This is a genomic window from Campylobacter sp. RM16188 (genome assembly GCF_012978795.1).
Taxonomy (GTDB): Bacteria; Campylobacterota; Campylobacteria; order Campylobacterales; family Campylobacteraceae; genus Campylobacter_A; species Campylobacter_A canis.
Map to the genome: position 1 here is coordinate 1 of NZ_LIWQ01000006.1, position 23,497 is coordinate 23,497.

Genomic DNA, 23,497 nt, shown 5'->3' on the forward strand with positions numbered 1-23,497 from the left:
GTAAAGAGAGGATAAGAAGAAGATAGAAAAAGAGTGAAATATAAACTTATATTGCTATCATAGAATTAAGATAGACTACTTATAAATTAACATATAGAAAATTTATAACATTGGAGAGTTTTTGAAAGATTCATTAGAGCTCGTTGTATGCTTAAAAAAAGAGCTTAAATTTAATAAAAAAATGCTTAGCAAGGCAGACAAAAGAAGAGTTAAAAGATATCCGTATTTATTGCAATCAAAATCTTTCATAAATTCTCGTGCCTTAAAATTTACATTTAAAAAGCGCTCTAAATTTTGTATATCTCATAAAGATGGATGTGTGGCGGTGCTCTTTGGAAAGGGTGGATTTGGCATAGATATCGAAGAGTTAAAAGATAGAAATTTTGATCACATAAGCGAATTTTGTTTTACGGAATTTGAACAGCAAGAGTGGTCCAAGTCGCTAAAAAGCAAAGAAAAATTTTATCAAATTTATACTACCAAAGAAGCTTTGATAAAAGCTCAGAATTTAGGCTTTAGTGAACTTAAACTAGTAGATGCTATAAACTCAAAAGGGTATTTTAAAAAAAGCTTTATTGTTAATGATTTGTTTATAGTTTCTGTAGTTTTTAAAGGTAAAAAAGATATAATGATTAAATTTTATAAAGACGAGAGTTTTGATTGAGTGTGGTTAAATTTCTAAAATTAATTATTTTAGCAACATTACTATCTGCCTGTAGTGCCAAATTTCAACCGCCCATTTTGCCTAAATTCGGTGAAAAAAATTTTGAAGTTATTTTTCAGGAAGGATCAGGCATTCTTTATGTAGCCAGTACCGACAAGGGATATAATTTTACTTTAATTAGTGCGCTTGGAGCTCCTTTGGCTAGGCGAGTTTTAACAAAAGACGGCAAATTTGAAAATATTGGATTTTTACCGCCAAATTCAAGATATAACGATCTTTTTGTGGCTGTTCTTGATATGATAAAAAATAAAGAGCATGAAAATGAAATTTTAATAGATGAAGAAAAATTTAAGGTAAAAAGCATTGATATACGTTAGTAAGCCGTCCATAGTGAGCGTAGCCGGCATAAGTGCGGATGAAAATATTTTAAATTTACAAACAGGTAAGAGATTTTTAACTCTTTGCGATAGTTTTATAGAGGGCAAATCATTAATGCTGGGTAAGATAGATATTAGTTTTGAAAAATTTAGCCCCAAAACGCCTAAATACTTTAAAACCCGCACAAATGCACTTGTCTTAAACGCTATGATGCAAATTGATAATACAATAAAAGACGCCATAAAGAAGCGTGGCAAAAATCGCGTAGGTGTCGTTATAGGAACTACAACAAGCGGAGTTGAAGAAAACTACAAGATATTTAAAGAGCATACTAAGACAGGCTTTTTTGATATATTTGGATACAATGTCAGCCAAAATGCTCTGGCAAATCCCGCCGAGTTTATCGCTGATTTTTACGGATTAAATGGAGTTTGCTTTGCCGTTTCTACGGCTTGCACTTCGGGCGTTAAGGCGATAATTGAAGCCAAAAGGCTTATTAAAGCGGGAATTTGCGATGCGGTTATTTGCGGTGGAGTTGATAGTCTAAATACTCTTACTATAAACGGGTTTCATTCTCTTGGGATACTAAGTGAGGGCGAAACTAATCCCTTTTCAAAAAATCGCGACGGTATAAATATAGGCGAAGGTGCTGGGCTTTTTGTGCTAAATAAGGATGAGATCTCTGATATTGTTATAGCGGGTGAACATTCAAATTGCGATGCGTTTCATATGACTCAGCCTGAAACAAGCGGCAAAATGCAAGGAATTTGCATCCAAGAAGCGCTTAAAAAAGCAAATTTAAGCGAGGTTGATTATATAAATTTGCATGGCACAGGAACAGTGGCAAACGATCAGGCTGAAGCTGCCGTAATAAATGCAAATTTGCCAAATACACCGGCAAGTTCTATAAAACCTGCGATAGGACATACATTGGGTGCCGCAGGAGCGATTGAAAGCTCTATTTGTGTGATGCTTTGCATGCAAAAAGAAGTTGTTTTACCACCTCATATATATGATGGAATTTATGACGAAGAGATAAAGAGAGTAAATTTGGTTAAAATCAATGAAAAAGCCGTTGTAAATTCTGCCATGTCGTTATCTTTTGCTTTTGGCGGAGATAATGCGGCGATTATTTTTGAAAGGGTTAGATGAGTTTGGCTGATTATTTGCCTCACGGCACTTCTATCGTTCTTATAGATGAAATTTTAGAATTTAAGCAAGATTATATCAAGACTAAAAGTATCATAAAAAGCGATAATAAATTTTTGCAAGACGGCAAATTTGAGATGTATAAAAGTATAGAGATGATGGCGCAAGCGCTTGGGATATATGACTCTAAGATGCGCGAGTTAAAAGGGTTAAAATCAGGACTTGGATTCTTGCTTGGAAGCAGAAAGTTTGAGATGTTTCAGCCGTTTTTAAGTGTAGGGGACGAAGTTGTGATAGAGGCAAGATGTTCTTTGCAGGATGAGGAGGGGTTTGGAATTTATGATTGCGAGCTTTATACGGATGGCAAAATAGCAGCCAAAGCCCGTTTAAACGTAATAAGTCCTAATGATGAGTTTGTACAAAGGATTGTAAATGAGTAAAAAAAGAGTTTTGATAACGGGCTCAAGCAGAGGCATAGGCGAGGCTATAGCAAGGCGTCTTACAAGTAGCGGCTATGAAGTAGTTTTGCACGGAAAGAAGAAAAGCGATGCGCTAACTAACCTTGAAAACGAACTTGGTTTTAAAAGCCTTGTTTTTGATGTGAGCGATACGCAGGCTGCAAATTTTGCCATTGAAGAGGATATGGCTAAAAACGGCGCTTACTACGCCGTAGTCTTAAATGCAGGGATAACTCGCGATAACACCTTTGTAGCGATTGAAAAAGAGGATTGGTTTGATGTTATAGATGTAAATTTAAATAGCTTTTATAATGTCTTAAAGCCTGCACTCATGCCTATGATACGCACGAGAAAGCCTGCTAGGATAGTTGTGATAAGCTCGGTTTCAGGCATTATCGGCAATAGAGGACAGGTTAATTATTCTGCGAGCAAAGCAGGGCTTATAGGAGCCACAAAAGCTCTTGCCGTAGAGCTTGCTTCAAGAAATATAACCGTTAATTGCGTAGCTCCGGGACTTATTGAAACAGATATGATAGATGAAAATTTGCCGATGGATGAAATTTTAAAAGCAATTCCTGCAAAAAGAGCGGGCAAAACAGAAGAAGTAGCGCCATTGGTTGAGTTTTTACTAAGCGAAGATGCCTCATATATAACAAGACAAGTTATCGGCGTAAATGGAGGTCTTTGCTGATGCGTGTATTTGTAACGGGAATGGGCATAGTAAGCGCTTTTGGTAAGAGCTGGAGTGAAGTAAGAGAAAAATTTAAGCAGGGTGAAAATGCTGTTGTTTATATGAAGGAGTGGGATAGGTATAATGATCTAAATACTCGCCTTGCCGCGCCCATTTTAAATTACGAGTGCCCAAAGGAGTGGGATAGAAAGCAACTTAGAAGCCTTGGTATCGTATCAAGATATAGCGTTGAAGCTGCAGGGCTTGCTCTAAGTGACGCAGGACTTTTGAATGATGAGAGGATTACAGACGGTAGGATGGGCGTGGCATGCGGTTCATCTACCGGCAGTACAGAGTCGATTTTATCTATGGCCAATCTTTTAAGTACAGGCGAAAATAGCTGTAACGCCAATACATATATAAAGATGATGCCTCACACGACGGCTGCTAATATAGCTCTTTTTTATAAACTAACAGGACGCATAATACCTACTTCATCAGCCTGTACCAGTGGATCTCATGCTATCGGATATGCTTATGAGAGCATAAAAAGCGGCAGGATAGACATGATGCTTGCAGGAGGCGCAGAAGAGCTCTGTCCAAGTGAAGCTTATGTCTTTGATATGCTTTATGCAACCAGTGTTAAGAATTCAATTCCAAAGCTCTCTCCTGCACCATTTGACTCAGGCCGAGATGGTTTGGTTCTTGGAGAAGGAGCCGGTATAATGCTGCTTGAGAGCGAAGAGAGCGCTATGAAAAGGGGAGCTAAAATTTACGCTGAAGTTGCCGGGTTTGGCTCAAACTGTGACGGAACGCACGTAACAAGACCGCAAAGCGCTACTATGAAAGGCGCGATGCAATTAGCGCTAAAAGAAGCAAATTTAACTCCCGATATGATAGGCTATATCAACGCTCACGCAACCGCTACCAAGCAAGGAGATATCGCAGAAAGTATAGCTACAAATGAGCTTTTTGGCGAAAATATAGCTATCAGCTCGCTTAAAAGCTATCTTGGACACACTCTTGGAGCCTGTGGTGGTCTTGAGGCGATATTTAGCGTTATGATGATGAGAGAGGGGCTATTTTTCCCTACGATAAATTTAAATCATATTGATGAAAGCTGCGCTCCGCTAAGATATTTAAGAGAAGAAACGGCCATAAATACCGACTTTGTTATGAGCAACAACTTTGCATTTGGCGGAGTAAATACATCGCTTATATTTAAGAAAATTTAATAAGGAGCAGTAGTGAAAAAGATATTGTTTTTGGCGGTTTTTATTTTTAGCTTAAATGCCGATGAGATATTTAATCTAAGCATTGAAGAGGCGTTTAAAAATCCTTTAGCTAAAAAATATATATTACCCGATGTAAAAGTGGAATTTGCAGATACATACACAGCCGATAGAGTTGTAGTGGCAGCCACTGCAAGCAGAAAGCAAAGAGGCGAAATATCAGATAAAAAAGATAAGTGTGAAATAGCTTTTTTGGATGCGGTAAATGCTTTTCAAAGACGAGTTAAAAAAGAAAATGGATCAAAAGCCGTAAATATAGTAAGCTTTTTATACGGCAATGTATTTAGTTCTAAAACGGAATTTCAATGCCTCTATACTAACAAATTTACGGTTAGACTAAGAGGCGATATAGCCAAATAAAGGAGAAATGATGAAGAAAATTTTTGCCGGTATAGCGGTTTTGGTTTTGGGTTTAAATTTAAGTGCGCGCGATGACGTGCTTTACTTTTCGATTGACGAGGTTTTAAAGTCGCCAAAGGCTGCCGAAGTTCTTAATAAAGACATCAAGCTAAGCTTTGGCTCGGGCACAAAAGGTAAAATTTTACAAAAGGGCCTCACCTCAAACAAAAAGACAAATGCGTTTAATAAAAGCGATAAAGAGGCTTGCGAATGGGCATTTTTATCAGCCATCAAGACATTTCAAGAGCGAGCCGTTAAAGAGGGTGGCACCAGAGTTATAAATCTTACCGGTTATTACAAAAAGCAGCCTTTTGACTCTAAAACCAAGTTTCAGTGCGGAGCCGGAGCGCTTATGGCCGGTGTAACGCTAAAAGGCGATATAGCAAAATAATGAATTTAAGCTTTAAGGTTGAATTTTTTGACGCTATTGTTTTTGATAATGCCGGCAAAAGCGAGCTTTTAAAATATACAAAAGAATTTGATATCTCGCATATCCCGCCGCTTGAAAGACGCAGGCTAAGCAAGGCTGCAAAGTGCGCCTTTCATCTTACAAAAAGGCTTGGCAATATCGATATGCCTGTGGTTTTTAGCTCATATAGCGGGGAGATAAATAGATGTTTTGATCTGCAAAGCACGCTTGCAAGAGGCGAGCTTATCTCGCCGACTTCATTTTCGCTTTCGGTTCATAACGCCATATCTTCGCTTCTTAGTATTAGTATGCAAAATCGTCATGAAATTTCCGCTGTGTGTGCGTATGCTACTCTTGAATACGCTCTTGTGCAAGCCAAACTTCATCTTGAAAACGGTCATAATAGAGTGCTTTTGCTTGCTTATTATGAAGCTGTAAATCAGGAGTATTTTAAACAAGACGAAGCCTCTTTTATGGTTGCCATGGTAGTTTCTAAAGGACAGAATTTAAAGCTAATTCAAGGCGAAAAGCAAAAAGATATCGATGAAAATTTACTGCTTAAATTTTTACTAAATTTTGATATATGTAAAAAATCATCGTGGACTAGCAGTGATAAAAACTGCACTTGGCAGTGGGACTATGAGCCTTAAAAAGCTTTTGCGTCAAGCTTTGGCGGCTGTGCTTTTTATTATTTTTGGAATTATTTGCATGGTAGGAAATCTAATATTTTTACCTATCGTGATACTTGGTCTTCATAAATTTAAAACAGTTCAAAATTTATCCCGTGATAGCGTTTGGTTGTCTTGGAAATTTTTCATAGCGGTGAGTAAAATTTTTGGCTATTTAGACTATAAATTTGATATCAAAACCGATCTGTGCAAAAATTCCCAAATGATAGTGGCAAATCACCCGTCTCTTATAGACGTGGTCTTTTTGATATCTAAAATTCGGCGTGCAAACTGCATAGTAAAGGGCGATCTTACTAAAAACGTATTTTTATCATTTGCTATTAAAGCGTGTGGATATATACCAAATACGGCTAACGAAGAGTTGCTTGCAAGAAGCGTTTGCGCTCTTGAAAACGGAGAAAATTTGATCGTCTTTCCCGAAGGAACGAGAACTAAAGATGAGATAAATTTCCACAAAGCCGCATCTCATATCGCGACAAAAGCGGCAAGCGAAATCATAGGCATTGCTATTAATATGCAGCCAAGAAGCCTAAGAAAGGGCGAGCCTTGGTATAGCACGCCCGATGTTATGATAAAATATGACTTTTATGAGCTTTTTTGCCTTGATATGAAAGGATTTTTTACTCATAAGCCAAATCCTATAAGAGCCAAAGAGCTACATAGGTATATGAATGAAATTTACAGGAAGGAGTTTGAATGCAAGAGTTAGTTAATGAGATAAAAGAGCTTATCATAAACAGCCTGAATTTGGAGGATATGAAGCCAAGCGATATCGATGAAAACGCACCTCTTTTTAATGAAGGCTTGGGGCTTGATAGCGTAGATGCGCTTGAGCTTGGACTTGCCGTGCAGAAGCGATACGGCCTTGTGCTTGATTCAAAGACGGCGAATTTAAAAGAGATATTTTATAGCGTAAATTCGCTTGCAAAATACATTTTTGAAAAGAGGAGCGAGCAATGAAGCAAGAAGAGATATTTGAAATTTTAAAATCCTCTTTGATAGAGCTTTTTGAGATAGAAGAAAGCAGGATAAAGCCAGAAACGCTTATTTATGAAGAGCTTGAGATAGATAGTATAGATGCGATAGATCTAATCGATCACATCAAGCGAAAAACGGGACATAGACTTATGCCCGAGGATTTTAAGAGCGTAAAGACGCTTGAAGATATCGTTAAAGCGGTTGCAAAGAAATTTGAAGCTTAAAACGGCTATAAGGGCGGGAATATTTATAGCAAGCATAGCTTATCCTTTTGCACTATTTTTTGCAAACCGATTTAGTCTAATCGTTATTGCCGCACTTGGAATTTTATGGACGTTAAGAGGAATTTTAGAAAGCGGAAATTTAAGGCTTGTTTCTTTCTTGGCAGCGGTATTTTTTGGGCTTTGCCTTATCTTTAAAGGATCGGCTTTAGCCTTTTTATATCCCGTCTTGGTAAGTCTTGGATTTTTGGCTGTTTTTGCATATAGCTTAAAAAATGAGGCAATCATAACGAAATTTGCCAGACTGAAAGAGGCAAATTTGAATGAAAAAGTTATAGCCTATACTAGAAATTTGACTAAAATTTGGTGTGGTTTTTTTATTTTTAACGCCGCTTTGGCGCTTTTTTTATCTATTCTTGATGATAAGATTTACTGGAGCGTTTATACGGGAGTGATTTCATATCTGCTTATGGGCGCTCTTTTTGGCGGTGAGATTTTGTATAGAAAGATTTTTATTTTAAGAGATGGCAGATGAGTTTTATTGATAAATTTAAGAATTTTAGATTTATAGATGATGATAGGGATATATTTGTCCAATCTAAAAAATTTGCAAGCTATTTAAAACAAAACGATATAAAAGAAGTTGAAATTTATCTAAGTTCGGCTTGTGATTTTTGCATAGCATTTTTTGGCGCGATGACAGCAGGAGCGGTTGCTTATATTTTGCCAAAGCCGATTTTTAGCGGCGAAATGCTTAGTGTAAGAGATGAAAATTTTGCCGAATTTTTAGATGTAAATGATATTTGCGAGCTAAATTTAAACGAGGATAGCAAATTTTATCTTCAGACTTCAGGCTCAACAGGTAAGAGTAAAAATATAAAAAAATCTCTTAAAAGCATGATTGTAGAGGGCGAATATTTGGCTAAAATTTTTGGCTTTAGTCCTGAAAATATAATATTTGCAAGCGTTTCGCACCAGCATATGTTCGGGCTTGCTTATAGGATATTTCTTCCTATGATGATTGGCTCAAAGGCTATCGCGCGCGAGCTTAACTACCCTGAAGCAATCCTAGAGCTTGATCTTAACAATCATGTTTTAATAACCTCTCCCGTGTTGCTTAAAGCCTTGGTTCAAAGCCCAAGAGCGGACGAGATAAAGCCTATTTGCGGTATAGTTTCGGCAGGAAGCGAGCTAAAAAGTGAGCTTAGAGAAGAGCTTAATAAGCTTTGCAATGCAAAGATAATTGACATATACGGCAGTACCGAAACCGGTACGATAGCGCAAAATTTAGGCGACGGGCTTATGCTTCTTGAGCCTGTTAAGGGCGGACTTGATGAAAGAGAAGCGTTAAACGTAAGCTCTCCTTGGTGCGAGTTTTTTCAAAGTAACGATTGTGCCGGCATAGAAGGTTCGCGCCTCATCTTGCGTGGCAGGATCGATAGGATAATCAAACTAAACGACAAGCGAATAAGCCTAGAAAGTATCGAAAAAAAGCTATTTGAAAGCGGAAATTTAAGCGATTGTTATTGCGCGGTTCATCCAAAATTTAAGCGTGCGGTTGCGCTTTTGGAATTAAATAAAAGCGGGCTTGATAAATTTAGAAAATTTGGCAAAGCGGGCATAGTAGAGCAGCTTAAAGAGATATTGAAGATAGAATACAAAAATAGCGTTAGGCGCTTTAAGATAGTCGAAAGCTTACCTAGAAATCCTCAAGGAAAATTTTCAAAGGATAAATTTGAAGAGGTTTTGTTTAGGCAAATTTGGCCAAAGTGGACTAGGTGCAAAAGTGATGTTTGGGAGCATAAATTTAGCTGCGTTATGAGCGTTGAACTTGATATATTTACTCATCATTTTGCGAGGCTTCCTTTGGTGCCGGGATTTTTTCAGCTTGATTTTGTATTTGCCCTAGCTAGGAGTGTGGGGGTAAAATTTAGTGATAAAACTAGCGTAGAAAATCTAAAATTTACTAAATTTGTCCGCCCAAACGATACTCTTGATGTCTGTTTTGACGTGAGCGATGAGAAGATCAACTTCGAGCTATTTTGCAACGGCGAAAAGTGCTCAAGCGGCAGGATAAAATTTGATATATAAATACGGCTTTTTAATCCCATTTTACAACCATCCGGCTCGCATAAAGCAGCTTGTAGCTAAGCTTAAAAAGCACGATTTGCCTATCATAATCGTAGATGACGGCTCAGATAGTGCCAGTAAAGCCGTGCTAAATAGCCTTGAAGGCGTTATTATCTTAACTAGAGAGCAAAACGGCGGCAAGGGAGCTGCGATGAAGGACGGGTTTAAATTCGGGCTTGAAAACGGCTTTAGCCATCTTTTTCAGATAGATGCGGACTCTCAGCACGATCTTAGCGTAATAAGCGAGTTTTTAGCTTGCAGCAAAAAAGAGCCTAAAAAACTCATATGCGCAGCTCCCGTTTATGATGAAAGCGCGCCAAAAGCCAGGGTTCACGGTAGAAAAATAACAAATTTTTGGATATATATCAACACTCTTGGCGCAGATATCAAAGACGGGATGTGCGGATTTAGAATTTATCCCTTAAAAGAGCTTGAAACGGCAATTTCCAAAAGCAATACCGATAGGATGGAATTTGACACCGAAATCCTTGTAAACGCCCATAGAAGCGGTGTTAATATGGAATGGATAGATATAAGGGTGTTTTACGAAAAAGGCGGCGTGTCGCACTTTAAAATGCTAAGAGACAACGCGCTTATATCGCTTATGCACGCTAAGTATTTTTTAACTATGCCAAAATTTGCTTTTGATAGATTAATAGGCTCTAAAAGCGATAAAATGTGGTGGCAAAAGCATGAGCGAGGCGGTAAAAATTTATTAAATTTGACACTATTTTTAACAAAATACACGCCAAAATTTCTTTTGAATTTTCTGATAAAAATCGTAGTGTTTTTTTACTACGTCACCTCAAAAAAGGAGCGTGAAAATATTAAGAAATTTAGAGAAAATTTAGCCAAATTTGCGGGCAAAGAGTGCATTAAAGATAGTAGCGTATTTAGTAATTTTTATGAATTCGGTGTTGCGATTTGCGATAAATTTAGAGTGTGGCGAGGCGAGATAACGCTAGATGAGATTAGAGCCGTAAATTTACAAACCATTCAAAATGAGCTCATAAATGCTAAAAGAGGGCAGGTTATACTGACCGCTCATCTTGGAAATATTGAAATTTGCAAAGCGCTTTCAACAAAAGTCGGCGGACTTGATATGGTCATTTTAGCCTATGATAAAAATACACGGGAATTTGCAGGGGCCATAGCCAAGATAAGCGGTAAAAGCGTGCGCGTGATACTTGTTAACGAGCTTGACGTAGAGGCTATGCTGGAGCTTAAAAACATAGTAGATAGCGGTATTCATATAGGCATAATGGGCGATAGAGTGCCTATAAGCGGGGATAAATTTAGCGAGGTTAGCTTCCTTGGACAAAGCGCTAAATTTAACTACGGACCGTATCTGATAGCCGGAATTTTAGGCGTTGGCGTAAGCTCTCTTTGGTGTCAAAAGATGGGAGATAAATTTGATATAGAGCTAATTAAAATCGCTGATCAGATAAAGCTTTTTCGAGATAAGCAAGCAAGCGTTAAGCCATATCTTGAAGCTTACGTAAAAGAACTTGAAAGAAGATGCGTTCAAACACCTTCTCAGTGGTTTAATTTTTTTGATTTTTGGGGTCAATGATGAGTGAAATTTCAAAGAAAGTTATCTTAAAAGCTCAGTTTTTCGATGTGGATTCTATGAACGTGGTTTGGCACGGCAACTATATCAAATACCTTGAAACAGCGCGTTGCGAACTGCTTGATGAGATAGGATATAACTACGAAGCGATGAAAAACGACGGCTTTGCTTTTCCTGTCGTTAAGCTTGACATCAAGTATGCAAAGCCTGTGTTTTTTGGCGATGAGATCGAGGTTGAGGCTATTTTGGTTGAATTTGAGAGCTTTTTAAAATTTAGATACATCATAAGAAACGTCAAAACAAAAGAGAAGCTAAGTGTGGCAAACAGCTCGCAAGTAGCGGTTGATATGAAGGACATGCAAACTTGTCTTTTGTTGCCCGAACCCATTAAAAAAGCGATAAAAAGGTATCAAAATGAAAAACTTAATAGTAATATTTAGTCTTAGCCTAAGCTTGTTTGCGACCGGCTTTGAAGAGATAAAATCAAACATAAAAACTCAAAACATAAGCGGAAATTTTACTCAGACTAAAATTTTAAAAGGTTTTAATAACGCTTTTAAGAGCTATGGCTCGTTTTCTTTAAACGAAAATGAGCTGCTTTGGCAAAACAGCAAGCCGATTTCTTCAACTCTCATCATAAACAAGGACGGGGTTTTTCAAAAAAACGGCGATGATCTTATAAAAACCGGTCAAAATTTCGATGAGAAGCTATTTTTGGCTCTCGTTAGACTTGATGAAAGCGAGCTGAAAAAAGAGTTTGAATATAAAATTTCATCTTCAAGTAAAGGCTGGGATATCGTGCTAACGCCTAAAAATTTACTTTTAAAGCAAATTTTTACTCAAATTTCATTAAGCGGAGATGAGTTTTTAAAACGACTTGAACTTGATGAGGTAAGCGGAGATAAAACGATAAACGAATTTTATGATATAAAATGAAAAAAATCTCTACTTTTTGTCTGTTTCTTCTTGTCTTTTTTGTGTCTGTTTTTTATATCGTAAGCGAGATAAAAAGAGTTGAAACCGATATATTCGCTCTTGTAAATTTTAAAGAAAACGAGCGTGAATTTCAGCTTTTAAAATCCATGCAAAAAGATTTTTCAAATGAATTTTTATTTATGAGCGACTCGAAAGAATTTGCTTTAAAAGCTGAAAAAACCGCTTTTGAATTCGGTATTTTTGATGAATTTAACGCTACGACAAATATCAATCTTTCAAACTATCTTGATGAGATAAACCGGCTTAAGATGGCTATGCTCAGTAAAGAAATTTACCAAGAGATAGTTGGGGGTAGCGGCAAGTTTTTTAAAAAAAATGCCGAAAGCTTTTTTAATCAATTTGCTTTTAAACCGCTTAGCCCAAACGATGATTTTTTCGGTTTTTCAAGTCATTTGAGTGTAGATGATTCAAAGATAAGCCTCGATCTTTCAAGCCTTATGCTTATGGTTAAAGATGAAAATAAGGATTTTTATCTCATAAAAGCAAGGCTTAAAAATGGCTATGATGATAAAAAGCTCATTAAATTTTATGAAGAGATAAAAGCTTGGGCGGACAAAGAAAATGCAGAGGCGTTTATAAGTTCGGGTGCGCTTTATTCGGCTTTTGCAAAGGACAGGGGAGATAAAGAGAGTCTTTATATGAGCCTTGTTTCGCTCTTTCTAAGCTCTGCTTTGTTCTTACTTGCTTTTAGAAATTTCAATATATTTTTTATTATTTTTGTTGCGATTTTCGGATTTGCTTGCGGCTTTGCAGCCTCGCTTGCGGTATTTGCAAGCGTGCATATTATGGTTGTGGTTATAGGCACCAGTCTTGTGGGACTGATGTTTGATTTTGCTCTTCATTGGCTGGGCAAAAGTCAAAATATAAAAATAAGCAGATACGGTATGCGCCCTATGCTTGGCATATTTTTGCTGGGACTTGTTATCACGATGAGCGGATATGGGGTGTTTGTGTTTGCAAAGCTTGAAATTTTAAAGCAGATTGCGGTCTTTTCTTTTTTTACGCTTTTTGGTGCGTTTTTGTTTACATATTTTTGTTTGCCGCTCATTCTTGAGGGCAAAATTTTCACTCAAAGCAAAATTTTTACTGAAATTTTAAATAAATTTGAAGAATTTTGCCTTGTGTTTGCAGGCAAAATCGGAATCAAATTTGTATCTTTGCTTGCGATTTTTCTTGCTTCTGTTTTGCTACTAAATTTATCAAATTTAATTGCTACCGATAATATAAAAGAGTATTCAAGCTCTCCTGATGAGCTGCTTTTGCAGTCAAAAAAGATATCAGAGCTTAGCGGACTTGCAGGATCTGGTTTGATGATTGTGGTTAAAAACGGCAATGATGTCTTGCAGGCTGAAAATAAACTTTTAAGCGAGCTTAAGGCTGAAAATTTAGTTGAAAACTACGAATCCATATCTAAAATTTTTCTAACCCAAAGCGAGCAAGAGAGTATAAAAGACGCTTTTAAAAAAGCTAAAAACGATCCTAAAATGATAGAAATTTATACAAATTTCGGCTTTGATGAAGATATGATAAACAAAGAGTTTGACAAAGTATCTCAAGTTAAAACGCTTAGCTTGGATGAAATTTTAAAATTTGATATTGCAAAAGATTTTAAGCGCTTCTTACTTGATGAAAATTCAAGCGTAATTTATGCAAAAAATTTTACAAATAACGATAAAAGCGATGAAATTTTAGCTTTAAACGACGCTTTTGTAGTCGATTTTCTAAGTGCGCTTAATCAAAATTTCACTGAAGCTAAAGCATCTGCGGCTATGCTTAAACTTATAGCCTTTTGTCTTGCGTTTGTGCTTTTGTGGGTGTTTTTTGGCGCTCTTAAAGCCTCTTTGGTTATGAGCTTAATCACGCTTGGAGTGATGAGCACGCTTTGCTTTTTTGTCTTTTTTGATATGCATATTAATATCTTTGTAGTGTTTGGACTTATCTTGGCAAGTGCGGTCGGAATTGATTATATGATATTTGCTCTAAATAAAAATTTGAGTGTAAATGAGCGTATCTTTGGCATTATGATGGCGGCGGTTACCAGCTTCATATCGTTTTTTATGCTTACTTTTAGCACCACAGGCGCGATCAGCCTATTTGGGCTTAGCGTTAGTCTTTGCGTGGCTTTTTATGCACTTGCCGCTAGCGTTTTGAGCGCAAGAAATTTATAAATATCAGAATATACCTACTATCTGTTTTGCTATTTTGCTTTCAAGTGCTTTTATAGCATCTTGAGGCTTCATGCTCCCGTTTGCCGTGCCTGTGGTGTAAGTTTTCTTGTCTATTTGTTTGTTTTTGCTATTTTGACTTACCAGTATATCAACTTTCATCTCATAGACCATGCCGCTTGAAAAATTATCCATTATACTGTCTACGAACGACGAACTGATATTTGAAACGACATCGGCGGCTGATTTGTTTGTTTGCTTTACGGCTGAATTTGTTTCGGTTTTAACCGCTTTGCCTATACCGTAATCCTCTTTTTTGTTTTTTGCATCTCTCTTTTTTTCAAACGAAACTACACTTGCTGTAAGGACAAACATTGCATCTTCTGCGGTATTTGCTATCTTGTATCCTTTTGATTTAAGTCCTTCGGTGAGATACTCTTGTAAATCTATCTCTTCACCGCTTATGTTTTTGGAATTTATATATATTGTCTTGTTTTGGCTATCAACAGGAGGCAGGATGATATTTTGCATCATTTTCACGCTTGTTTCAGGAGAATTTCCTCCGGCACACCCTGCAAATAAAATCAGACATGAGCTTAAAACTATATAAAACAGACCGTTTTTCATCTTAACCTCCTATAAATTTGTGATAATAAGTGATTATATAACTTATTAAATAATAAATCAATATAAAGTTTACATTGTTTTAATACCTTGTAGCCAAGCGGCAAATTTAAAAAATTAAGTTATAATCACGCATGTGTCAGGGGAGCGTTAGCTGAGATTAGGTGCAAGCCTTAGACCCTTAAACCTGAAGCGGATAATGCCGACGTAGGAAGATGCGCTACTTCTGATGCAAATTTAATCCAAAGACAAAATATGCTAATTATAAATGGCAAAGATGAGAGCGAATTTATAGGGCGAAATTTGCAAGATTTTCTCTCAAGTAAAAATTTTAAAATAGAGCAAGTTGTAGCCGAATTAAACGGTGAAATTTTGCCAAAAGATAAATTTGATACTATTTTAAACGACGGCGACAGGGTAGAGATAGTCTGCTTCGTGGGTGGCGGATGATGAGTAAAATGTTTAGCCGAAATGTGGCGGGCGCTACAGACGCTCTTAATAAGCTTAATATCGCTATTTGCGGAGCGGGCGGGATAGGCTCGAATTTAGCCGTTATGCTTGTGCGTTCGGGCGTTAAAAAGCTCACGATAATTGATTTTGATACGGTTGAATTAAGCAATCTAAACCGCCAGCACTACTTTATAAAAGATATTGGCAAGCCAAAAGTAGTGGTACTTAAAGAAGTTTTGGAAAGTATTTCGCAAGTGCAAATCGAGGCGATAGAGGCTAAGATAACCGGTCAAAACGCAAAAGAAATCTTAAAAAACTTTGACGTGATTTGCGAAGCGTTTGATAACGCCGAACAAAAGGCTATGCTTGCAAATTTCGTGCTTGCAAATTTAGATAGCGTGTTTATAGCAAGTAGCGGAATGTCGGGAATTAGCGGAGAGATGAAAGTGCGAAAAGTAAATGAAAAATTTTATGTTTGCGGTGATGAAACAAGTGATATGAAAGATGGTGTAATGAGCCCAAGAGTAAGTATATGTGCGGGCATGATGGCGAATTTGGTGCTAAACTTGGCTTTACAAAGAGCAAAAAAGGAGCGTGCGTGAAAGATGATTTTTTAGAGCTTGGCGGGCATAAATTTAGTTCTCGCTTCATCTTGGGTTCGGGCAAATTTTCTCTATCTTTACTTGAGGCTGCGATAAAAGACGCAAAAGCTCAGATCGTTACGCTCGCGCTTCGCAGAGTAAATGAAGGCGGAAGTGAAAATATACTTGACTTTATCCCAAAAGATATCACCATCCTGCCAAACACTTCAGGGGCCAGAAATGCAGAAGAGGCCGTGCGTATCGCAAAGCTTGCGCGCGAACTTGGATGTGGCGACTTCGTTAAAGTCGAGTGTATAAAAGACAGCAGATATCTGCTGCCTGATAACTACGAGACGATAAAAGCGACGGAAAAACTTGCAAATTTGGGCTTTGTCGTAATGCCTTATATGTATCCCGATCTAAACGTGGCTCGCGATCTTGTAAATGCGGGTGCCGCTTGCGTGATGCCTCTTGGAGCGCCTATCGGCACAAATAAAGGACTCGCCACTCGTGAATTTATCAAAATTTTAATAGATGAGATAGAACTGCCCGTGATAGTTGATGCGGGTATCGGAAACCCTGCTCAGGCTTGCGAGGCTATGCAGATGGGTTGCGCTGCGGTAATGGCAAATACCGCTATAGCAACTTCAGGAGATGTGCGAGCGATGGCAAAAGCTTTTGCGCTCTCTATTGAGGCTGGCAGGCTTGCTTATCTGGCAGGGCTTGGCGAGATTAGCGAAGCGGCAAGAGCGTCTAGCCCGCTAAGCGGTTTTTTGGAGTAGGGCGTGAAAAATTTTGACGTGATGAGCTATATGGACGGCATGCAGCGCATAGATGAAAGCTTGATGAATCGTGTCTTAAATTTGCGTGAAAACTACAACTATGAGAGCTATACAAAGTCTGATGTAAAAAGAGCTCTTGGTATGAGTCGTGTCGATATAGAAGGGCTTCGTGCGCTTTTAAGTCCTGCGGCTGGCGAGTTTTTAGAAGAGATGGCGGCGCGCGCTCAAAGTGAGATGAGAAGGCATTTTGGAAACAGCATTGAGCTTTTCACCCCGCTTTATATCTCAAATTTTTGCGATAGTAACTGCGTGTATTGCGGATTTAGCTCGCATAATAAAATTTCGCGCCTAAGGCTAAAGGTAGACGAGATAAAAACAGAGCTTGAAAGTATCGCAAAAAGCGGACTTAAGGACGTGCTAATACTTACGGGTGAGAGTGCTAAGAAGCGCGATTTAAACTATATCGGCGAAGCTTGCAAGGAGGCTTCAAAGATATTTAGCAACGTCGGAGTTGAGATTTATCCGTTAAATTCCGATGAATACGCATACTTGCATGAGTGTGGCGTGAATTATGTGATAGTGTTTCAAGAGACTTATAGTCCCGAAAAATATGCCAAGGTTCATATCGGCGGACAAAAGATGAGCTTTGCTTACCGCTTCAATGCCCAAGAAAGAGCTCTTATGGGTGGTATGAGAAGCGTCGGATTTGCCGCCTTGCTTGGGCTGGATGACTTTAGAAAAGATGCCTTTGCGACGGCGATTCATGCAAATTTCATTCAGCAAAAATATCCGCATGCAGAAATCGCTATATCCTGTCCTAGGCTTAGACCTGCTAAAAATAAAAGTGAAATAAATGCGGGCGAAGTTGATGAAAAAAGCCTTTTTCAGGTAATTTGCGCTTATAGAATTTTTCTTCCTTTTGCTAATATCACGATCTCAACGCGCGAGAATGCCAAATTTAGAAACGGTATTATAAAAGTAGCCGCGAGCAAAATTTCAGCAGGAGTTAGCGTGGGGGTCGGCACTCACTTGGATGGAGTCAAAAGAGGCGATGAGCAGTTTGAGATAGACGATACTCGTGGCGTGGATGAAATTTATAAAGATATCTTAGCGCTTAATCTGCAACCTGTGATGAGTAATCATATCTATGTTTGAGCTCATTTGTGTTACAAATAGGCACTTAAGTAGCGATTTTTTAGGAGATTTATCGCATATAGTTAGCGAAAAAAAGCCAAATGCTGTCATCTTAAGAGAAAAGGACTTGGATGAGTGCGAGTATGAACATTTGGTCTTAGAGGTGCTAAAAATCACTAAAAATTCAAGCACTAGGCTTATTTTGCATACTGATTTGGATGTTGCTTTAAGTCTTGGAATTAAAAATTTACACCTTTCTTTTGGAGAGTTTTTGAAATTTAACGAGACAAAAACGAAACGAGACTTGGTTAAAAATGAAAATTTAACTATCGGAGTTTCGGTTCATTCTCTCGACGAAGCCATTCTAGCACAAAATTTAGGTGCAAGTTATGTCATAGCAGGGCATATCTTTAAAACTAAGAGTCATGAGGGTGCACCACCTAGAGGGCTAGAATTTTTAAAAGAAATTTGTGCAAATTTAAACATCAAAACATACGCTATCGGCGGGATAAATTTCAAAAATTTAAGCCTTATCAAGGATGTTGGAGCTAGTGGAGCTTGTATGATGAGGGGGTTTTTGAAATTTGGCCAACAGACGGCGGGAAGCTAGATTTAAGGCTAATTTATTATCATTTTAAAATTTTTATTAAGGATAATCGGTGAATAAACTTGTTTTTGTGACATTGCTTTGGGCTTTTAGCTTTAGTTTGATAGGGGAGTTTTTAGCAGGTAGAGTAGATAGCTATTTTGCGGCATTTTCGCGTGTTGTTTTGGCACTTCTTGTCTTTTTGCCTTTTATGAAATTTGAGGCAAAAAATGCCGCTATATACGCTAAAATCACACTTATCGGAGCTATTCAAATAGGAGCTATGTATATCTTTTACTATAACTCATTTTTGTATCTAAGTGTGCCTGAAGTAGCGCTTTTTACGATATTTACACCTTTTTATGTGAGCGTGGTTTATGATCTTTTAGCTAAGCGCTTGCGACCTCTTTATCTGCTTAGCGTTGCGGTTGCGGTTTTGGGAGCTTTTATCATCAAATACGGCGGTGTAAATAGCAACTTTTGGCTTGGATTTTTAATGGTTCAGGGTGCGAATTTATGCTTTGGAGTTGGACAGAGTGCGTATAAATTTTTACTTGAAGATAAAGGATTTAAGGAACAAAAGGGTCTTTTTGGCTGGTTTTTTGTAGGAGCTTGCTTGGTAACGGGATTTGCGTTTGGCATGTTTGGAAATTTTGAGAAAATTTCACTTGATATGACTCAGTCTTTAGTGCTTCTATGGCTTGGAATCGGAGCTAGCGGGCTTGGATACTTTATGTGGAACAAAGGTGCGTGCGAGGTTGATAGCGGTACTTTGGCAATCATGAATAACGCGCTTATACCTGCTGCGATCATTGTAAATTTAGTATTTTGGCATAAAGACGCAGACCTTGTTCGTCTTATTATTGGCGGAGCGGTCATATATATCTCACTTTTGGTTCACAATAAAATAATTGCTTATTATGAAAGAAAAAGCGTGGCCTAAATTTATTAAACTCTTTTGGCTTGTTTTGAAATTTGATAGCTAAAAGAGTTTAATTGTAGTTTAGGTTTTTAAATTTTATACAAAACAGTTGCTATTTTTCTGTATTTTAAGCAAAATTTCTTAATTGTACCGGTAATAAATATTGAAACACTTTCTTGGAATATTTAAGCAAAGTAAAATATCTACGCCTAATTGGGCTTAAAAATATATATAAATTTTAGTGTCCGATTTATGCTGTTTTATTTATATTTGTTTATCTTTTGGAAGAACATTTACTTTATGTATTGTTATTCTCTTTGCAGATTTTTATAAAAAATCTAGTAAGATATGAAATAAAATAATTAATGAAAAAATATTTTTAGTAAAATATCGTGTTTTATGGTGTCTATTGATAAAAAGTGAAGAAATGAAATATTTTTGAAAAGCATAAATGGTGCCCGAGGTCGGACTCGAACCGACACAAGGTTGCCCTTACCAGATTTTGAGTCTGGCGCGTCTACCAGTTTCACCACTCGGGCCAAAAAAGAATTGTATTTTACCTAAAAGAGATAAAAGATATATTAAATTTTGAAAGAATATTTAAAATTTTTGAATAAATAAGAAGCTCCACAAGGAGCTTCTATGAAAAGAAATTATTTCTTTTTGCCTTTTTTGCCGGCACCGGCTACAACAGCTTCTTTAAGTTTTTTGCCAACTTTAAATTTGACAGCTTTGCTAGCAGGAACATCAATTACTTTTTTTGTTCCAGGAACTCTTGCTTTTCTAGCAGCTCTATCAGCTGTGCTGAAAGTTCCAAAACCTATAAAGCTAACGCTACCGCCAGCAGTAAGCGCCTCTTTGATTGTCTCTAAAGCAGCGTCAACAACTTTTAGAGAATCTTTTTTAGAAAGACCAGCCTTGTCGGCAACAGCTTGAATAAATTCAGCTTTTTTCATAGAACCATCCTTTTAAGAAGTGATATAATCGCATTTTACAACGTTTTTTAAAAAAACACAATAGTTTTTTAAGCTAAATTTGAACAAAAATAAGTTTTTTTTAATAAAAAAGGCGCAAATTTACGATTTTTATAAAATTTCCACCGAAAATTCGTTTTTAAGACCGCTTTTTTTGATATCAATTAGCATTAAGTTGTTTATCGTTATTCTTCCAAGTTCTTCAATCGTTTTTATATTTTTCTTGGCAACTTCTTTTAGCACTATTCCTCGGTATGCTTTAGCGTAATGACTAACGACTTTACCGTCTTTTATAAATTTAAAAGTCGCGAAAGGAACTTTAATGTCATAAAATTTTTCATAAAATCCCGCGCGAAGATCTAAAACCGCTTGATCGCCTATCCATGCATCAATCTCCTTTGAGAAGTTATCTTTGTAAAATTTCTCTATATTTAGTCCGTTTATTTTTTCGCCCTGTTTTAGTTTGTATTCTGCTATTTCATCGCCTGCCAGTATGCCGCCATATAAATTTGAAAATATGAGCACGTTTTTATCTATGAAATTTTGAGCGTCTTTATCTAAATTCCTATAATCTAAATGTTTATACGCAACTCCGTCATATCTTAAAACCGCTTTTATAACGCTTCTTTTAAAAATATATTCTCTTAGATCATCGCATTCATCGCTCTTTTTATATCCAAATAGCTTTAAAATTTGATCTTCTGAAGCGGATTTTAAAAATTCATTATAAGCGTTTAAAATTTCCATTCTTTTTTCATATAAATTTGGAAATATAAAGCTATCTTTGTTCATAAATTTCATAGATTTTATGGCGGTTTTGGCTTCGCTTGGGGAAAATAAAATTTTCATCATGATGCCTTATGGTTTGAAATTAAAATTTAAAAACAGATCATACTCTAAACTAAATAAATTTTAGATTTTGACGATATTTTGCACGTTGGAACTTTATTTGCTTTTAAAGTTTAATTAAAATTTAATTAGGAATTGGCGATGCGAATTACAAACCAGATGATGAAATTTAACGATAACTACAACTATCAAACAAACATGAGAGAGCTTCATAGGCTAAATACTCAAATTTCAAGCGGACTTAAGATACAAAATTCCTTTGAAGACAGCAGTATTTATAATGATGGAATGAGGCTTGATTATGAAGTTGCAACTCTTGAGCAGATAAAGGACGCTACATCTAAAGCAAGCAGCTTTTCTTTAAATACCGATAAATCTTTAAAGGATTTTAAAGAAAAGCTTGAGCTATTTAAGTCAAAGCTCGTTCAAGCAGGTAATCAACATCACTCAAAGACCTCCAGAGAGGCTCTTGCAAATGATCTGCAAGGCATAAAAAATCATCTTGTAAATATCGCAAATACATCAATCAACGGACAATTTTTGTTTTCGGGAAGCGCCATAAACACCAAGCCTATCAATGGAACTACAAATGAGTATTTTGGAAATTCTCAGCTTATGAACGTAGTTGGAGGCTCGAAGGTAAATTTGCCTTATAATCTAACCGGAAGCGAGCTGTTTTTGGGCAGGGATATGGATTATAACAAGCGATTAAGCGCTAATGTTTCACTAACCGATCAGAGCATACTTAACAGACAAGATAATGTAAGATACCTAAATGAAGAGAGTAAGCTTCAAAATATGATAGGCTTTAACTATCTAAAAGATGAAACAGGGCTTTCGGATCTTGACTTCGTCGGACCAAATGCTAAGAAATTTCAAAATACAACTTTTTTCCTTCAAGGTAAAAAGCCTGACGGGACTTCATTTACGAGCAAATTTCAAATGACTTCTGATGCTTCCATAAAAGATCTGCTGGAAAAAATAGGCACCGAATACGGCAACACACCAAACAGCAAAGCCGTAGAAGTTACGATAAACAACCAAGGACAAATTAACATAAAAGATCTAACCAAAGGAAATCAGGTTATTGATTTTCATATGATAGGCGCTACGGCAAAGATTGCGGACGTAAATTCTTTAACTAATGCAAATATAAACAACGCTTCTAATGCATTTAACGCCATTAATAGCATGAAAGACCTGAAAGCTCTTAAAGACGCCAATCCTAATGATTTTGTGATAACCGAATTTGTAAAGAGTAATTACACAAATTTAGACGGTAGCAAGTCTAATGCTTTTGATTACGATAAAGTAAATTTTAAAAACGAAGGAAAGCATGTAATAGGAACCGTTTCGCAGATTTCAAGAGCGACGGGTAATTATGCTACGGACAAGACAACTTTAAGCGAAGTCGCGGGAACTAAAAATTTGTATGACGGCGAAAAAGGCAAATACAATATCGACGGTCAAAATATACAGATGAAGATCAAATCAAAGACCGGAGTGGAGTATTCGGTAAATATAAGGCTAGTGGGAGCCAATGCCAATGTAGCCATATCTCACACAAGACCCGACGGAACGGTTGTTGATTATCAAGCTCCTATATGGGATAGTAGATATAACCCTGTTACAAATCAAACAGAAGGTGTTAGAACGCCTGCTAAAGACGTTACTTTTAGGCAGATAAATGATATCATAGCTATGGTTGCTAGCGATAACGTTCCTACCGTAGATACCGACTATGAAGAGTATCAAAAAGGCATAAAAGCGGCGCAAGGAAGCGTTGAAGTAAATATGGATCATAGAGGCAGGATAAAAGTTACCGATATGCAAAATGGAAATACTTTTATAGAGGTTGGAATTTTTGATAATAGAAATTCGGATAAATTCGCAGGAGATAGCACAGGAAATACTCCTGCTACGTCTCAAGGCGTGGGCTCGGTATTTACTTTTTCTGCAAATAACGGCGTTACTTTAGATGAGCCAAGTGTTGATATATTTGCCGATCTTGATAAGATGATAGAGGCTGTTAGGCTTGGGCAGTATAGAGCTGACGCAAACGGTCCTGATCCTAGAAACTCGGGAATCCAAGGGGCTATCGAAAGAGTAGATCACATCTTTGATCATGTAAATAAGCTTCATACGAAAGTAGGAGCACTTTCCAGTTCGCTAAAAGATACGAATTTAAGAGCAGGAATCCTCTCCGTAAACGTCCAGACGGTTAAGTCGGAAGTCATAGATGCCGACTACGGAAAAACCTATATGAATTTGATGCAAAAGGTAATGAGTTATCAAGCCATGCTTCAGTCGGTTGCAAAGGTAAATCAACTAAGTCTCTTAAACTATATGTAAAATTACGCTATAATCAGACTTTTAAATAAAGGATTTAAGATTTTACGAGAGTCGATTTTAGTTATAGTTGTGTTT

At 37.1% G+C, this 23,497-nt stretch carries 28 protein-coding genes, 1 tRNA gene and 1 riboswitch; of the genes, 25 read left to right on the top strand and 4 right to left on the bottom strand.

The features are described 5' to 3' along the window. The first annotated feature begins 121 nt into the window (after nt 1–121). From CDOM16188_RS04325 to CDOM16188_RS04410, 18 genes are all read left to right on the top strand, one after another. Nucleotides 122–664 carry a 4'-phosphopantetheinyl transferase superfamily protein gene (locus CDOM16188_RS04325; RefSeq protein ID WP_172199418.1) on the top strand — a complete coding sequence of 181 codons (543 nt, stop codon included), beginning with the start codon at nt 122–124 and terminating at the stop codon, nt 662–664. Nucleotides 665–741: 77 nt separating this feature from the next. Next, nucleotides 742–1,041 (top strand): hypothetical protein, encoded by a 300-nt coding sequence (locus CDOM16188_RS04330; protein ID WP_253908129.1) that lies wholly within the window; start codon nt 742–744, stop codon nt 1,039–1,041. Beyond that, entirely contained in the window at nt 1,028–2,194 is a 1,167-nt protein-coding gene (locus tag CDOM16188_RS04335; RefSeq protein ID WP_172199424.1) for a beta-ketoacyl synthase N-terminal-like domain-containing protein, read from the top strand. The genes CDOM16188_RS04330 and CDOM16188_RS04335 overlap by 14 nt, the downstream gene beginning before the upstream one ends. Then, on the top strand, nt 2,191–2,631 hold the full coding sequence (locus tag CDOM16188_RS04340) for a thioester dehydrase (RefSeq protein ID WP_172199427.1): 441 nt from the start codon (nt 2,191–2,193) through the stop codon (nt 2,629–2,631). The genes CDOM16188_RS04335 and CDOM16188_RS04340 overlap by 4 nt, the downstream gene beginning before the upstream one ends. After that, complete coding sequence (gene fabG, locus CDOM16188_RS04345; RefSeq protein ID WP_172199429.1) at nt 2,624–3,340, top strand: 3-oxoacyl-ACP reductase FabG; 717 nt, start codon at nt 2,624–2,626, stop codon at nt 3,338–3,340. The genes CDOM16188_RS04340 and fabG overlap by 8 nt, the downstream gene beginning before the upstream one ends. Further along, entirely contained in the window at nt 3,340–4,554 is a 1,215-nt protein-coding gene (locus CDOM16188_RS04350) for a beta-ketoacyl-ACP synthase (protein ID WP_172199431.1), read from the top strand. The genes fabG and CDOM16188_RS04350 overlap by 1 nt, the downstream gene beginning before the upstream one ends. Before the next feature lie 12 nt (nt 4,555–4,566). Continuing rightward, a complete protein-coding gene (locus tag CDOM16188_RS04355) occupies nt 4,567–4,971 on the top strand; it encodes a hypothetical protein (protein WP_172199434.1) in 405 nt (134 codons plus the stop codon). A gap of 10 nt (nt 4,972–4,981) precedes the next feature. Next, the gene (locus tag CDOM16188_RS04360) at nt 4,982–5,401 is read left to right on the top strand and encodes an excinuclease ABC subunit A (RefSeq protein WP_172199437.1); all 420 of its coding nucleotides are present in this window, start codon (nt 4,982–4,984) and stop codon (nt 5,399–5,401) included. After that, the gene (locus CDOM16188_RS04365) at nt 5,401–6,069 is read left to right on the top strand and encodes a beta-ketoacyl synthase chain length factor (protein ID WP_172199440.1); all 669 of its coding nucleotides are present in this window, start codon (nt 5,401–5,403) and stop codon (nt 6,067–6,069) included. The genes CDOM16188_RS04360 and CDOM16188_RS04365 overlap by 1 nt, the downstream gene beginning before the upstream one ends. Next, nucleotides 6,029–6,817, top strand: coding sequence for a lysophospholipid acyltransferase family protein (locus CDOM16188_RS04370; protein WP_367649335.1), 789 nt, complete (start codon nt 6,029–6,031; stop codon nt 6,815–6,817). Before CDOM16188_RS04365 ends, CDOM16188_RS04370 begins: the two co-directional genes overlap by 41 nt. Further along, nucleotides 6,805–7,068: a phosphopantetheine-binding protein gene (locus CDOM16188_RS04375; protein WP_172199443.1), complete on the top strand. Its 264-nt coding sequence runs from the start codon at nt 6,805–6,807 to the stop codon at nt 7,066–7,068. The genes CDOM16188_RS04370 and CDOM16188_RS04375 overlap by 13 nt, the downstream gene beginning before the upstream one ends. Beyond that, entirely contained in the window at nt 7,065–7,310 is a 246-nt protein-coding gene (locus CDOM16188_RS04380) for an acyl carrier protein (RefSeq protein ID WP_169942873.1), read from the top strand. The genes CDOM16188_RS04375 and CDOM16188_RS04380 overlap by 4 nt, the downstream gene beginning before the upstream one ends. Then, a complete protein-coding gene (locus CDOM16188_RS04385; protein WP_172199446.1) occupies nt 7,300–7,842 on the top strand; it encodes a DNA gyrase subunit B in 543 nt (180 codons plus the stop codon). Before CDOM16188_RS04380 ends, CDOM16188_RS04385 begins: the two co-directional genes overlap by 11 nt. After that, the gene (locus tag CDOM16188_RS04390) at nt 7,839–9,398 is read left to right on the top strand and encodes an AMP-binding protein (RefSeq protein ID WP_172199448.1); all 1,560 of its coding nucleotides are present in this window, start codon (nt 7,839–7,841) and stop codon (nt 9,396–9,398) included. Before CDOM16188_RS04385 ends, CDOM16188_RS04390 begins: the two co-directional genes overlap by 4 nt. Continuing rightward, nucleotides 9,388–11,010, top strand: coding sequence for a glycosyltransferase (locus CDOM16188_RS04395; protein WP_216656232.1), 1,623 nt, complete (start codon nt 9,388–9,390; stop codon nt 11,008–11,010). Before CDOM16188_RS04390 ends, CDOM16188_RS04395 begins: the two co-directional genes overlap by 11 nt. Next, nucleotides 11,007–11,447: a thioesterase family protein gene (locus CDOM16188_RS04400; RefSeq protein WP_172199451.1), complete on the top strand. Its 441-nt coding sequence runs from the start codon at nt 11,007–11,009 to the stop codon at nt 11,445–11,447. The genes CDOM16188_RS04395 and CDOM16188_RS04400 overlap by 4 nt, the downstream gene beginning before the upstream one ends. Continuing rightward, nucleotides 11,422–11,943, top strand: coding sequence for an outer membrane lipoprotein carrier protein LolA (locus CDOM16188_RS04405; RefSeq protein WP_172199454.1), 522 nt, complete (start codon nt 11,422–11,424; stop codon nt 11,941–11,943). The genes CDOM16188_RS04400 and CDOM16188_RS04405 overlap by 26 nt, the downstream gene beginning before the upstream one ends. Next, nucleotides 11,940–14,171: a hypothetical protein gene (locus tag CDOM16188_RS04410; RefSeq protein WP_172199457.1), complete on the top strand. Its 2,232-nt coding sequence runs from the start codon at nt 11,940–11,942 to the stop codon at nt 14,169–14,171. Before CDOM16188_RS04405 ends, CDOM16188_RS04410 begins: the two co-directional genes overlap by 4 nt. 3 nt (nt 14,172–14,174) lie before the next feature. On the opposite strand, the gene traT is transcribed toward CDOM16188_RS04410, so the two are convergent. Then, nucleotides 14,175–14,795, bottom strand: a complete 621-nt coding sequence (traT, locus tag CDOM16188_RS04415) for a complement resistance protein TraT (protein ID WP_172199460.1) — start codon at nt 14,793–14,795, stop codon at nt 14,175–14,177. Nucleotides 14,796–14,923: 128 nt separating this feature from the next. Continuing rightward, a riboswitch (TPP riboswitch) is annotated at nt 14,924–15,023 on the top strand. A gap of 24 nt (nt 15,024–15,047) precedes the next feature. On the opposite strand from traT, the gene thiS reads away from it, so the two are divergent. The 6 genes from thiS to CDOM16188_RS04445 are packed head-to-tail and all read left to right on the top strand — an operon-like array spanning nt 15,048 to nt 19,268. Continuing rightward, nucleotides 15,048–15,242, top strand: a complete 195-nt coding sequence (thiS, locus tag CDOM16188_RS04420) for a sulfur carrier protein ThiS (RefSeq protein ID WP_172199463.1) — start codon at nt 15,048–15,050, stop codon at nt 15,240–15,242. Beyond that, nucleotides 15,242–15,844 (top strand): sulfur carrier protein ThiS adenylyltransferase ThiF, encoded by a 603-nt coding sequence (gene thiF, locus CDOM16188_RS04425; protein ID WP_172199466.1) that lies wholly within the window; start codon nt 15,242–15,244, stop codon nt 15,842–15,844. Before thiS ends, thiF begins: the two co-directional genes overlap by 1 nt. Then, entirely contained in the window at nt 15,775–16,605 is an 831-nt protein-coding gene (locus CDOM16188_RS04430; protein WP_216656233.1) for a thiazole synthase, read from the top strand. Before thiF ends, CDOM16188_RS04430 begins: the two co-directional genes overlap by 70 nt. A gap of 21 nt (nt 16,606–16,626) precedes the next feature. Further along, nucleotides 16,627–17,760, top strand: coding sequence for a 2-iminoacetate synthase ThiH (thiH, locus tag CDOM16188_RS04435; RefSeq protein ID WP_216656234.1), 1,134 nt, complete (start codon nt 16,627–16,629; stop codon nt 17,758–17,760). Further along, the gene (locus CDOM16188_RS04440) at nt 17,753–18,349 is read left to right on the top strand and encodes a thiamine phosphate synthase (protein WP_172199469.1); all 597 of its coding nucleotides are present in this window, start codon (nt 17,753–17,755) and stop codon (nt 18,347–18,349) included. Before thiH ends, CDOM16188_RS04440 begins: the two co-directional genes overlap by 8 nt. A 49-nt stretch (nt 18,350–18,398) precedes the next feature. Then, on the top strand, nt 18,399–19,268 hold the full coding sequence (locus CDOM16188_RS04445) for an EamA family transporter (protein WP_172199471.1): 870 nt from the start codon (nt 18,399–18,401) through the stop codon (nt 19,266–19,268). Between the two features lie 431 nt (nt 19,269–19,699). Here the strand turns inward: CDOM16188_RS04445 and CDOM16188_RS04450 are convergent. From CDOM16188_RS04450 to CDOM16188_RS04460, 3 genes are all read right to left on the bottom strand, one after another. Further along, nucleotides 19,700–19,786: transfer RNA gene (locus CDOM16188_RS04450), tRNA-Leu, on the bottom strand. A 114-nt stretch (nt 19,787–19,900) separates the two neighbouring features. Continuing rightward, the gene (locus CDOM16188_RS04455) at nt 19,901–20,203 is read right to left on the bottom strand and encodes an HU family DNA-binding protein (protein ID WP_169942840.1); all 303 of its coding nucleotides are present in this window, start codon (nt 20,201–20,203) and stop codon (nt 19,901–19,903) included. A 129-nt stretch (nt 20,204–20,332) separates the two neighbouring features. Beyond that, nucleotides 20,333–21,070, bottom strand: a complete 738-nt coding sequence (locus CDOM16188_RS04460; protein ID WP_172199473.1) for a YaaA family protein — start codon at nt 21,068–21,070, stop codon at nt 20,333–20,335. A gap of 141 nt (nt 21,071–21,211) precedes the next feature. On the opposite strand from CDOM16188_RS04460, the gene CDOM16188_RS04465 reads away from it, so the two are divergent. Next, entirely contained in the window at nt 21,212–23,422 is a 2,211-nt protein-coding gene (locus tag CDOM16188_RS04465; protein ID WP_172199475.1) for a flagellin, read from the top strand. The last annotated feature ends 75 nt before the right edge of the window (nt 23,423–23,497 follow it).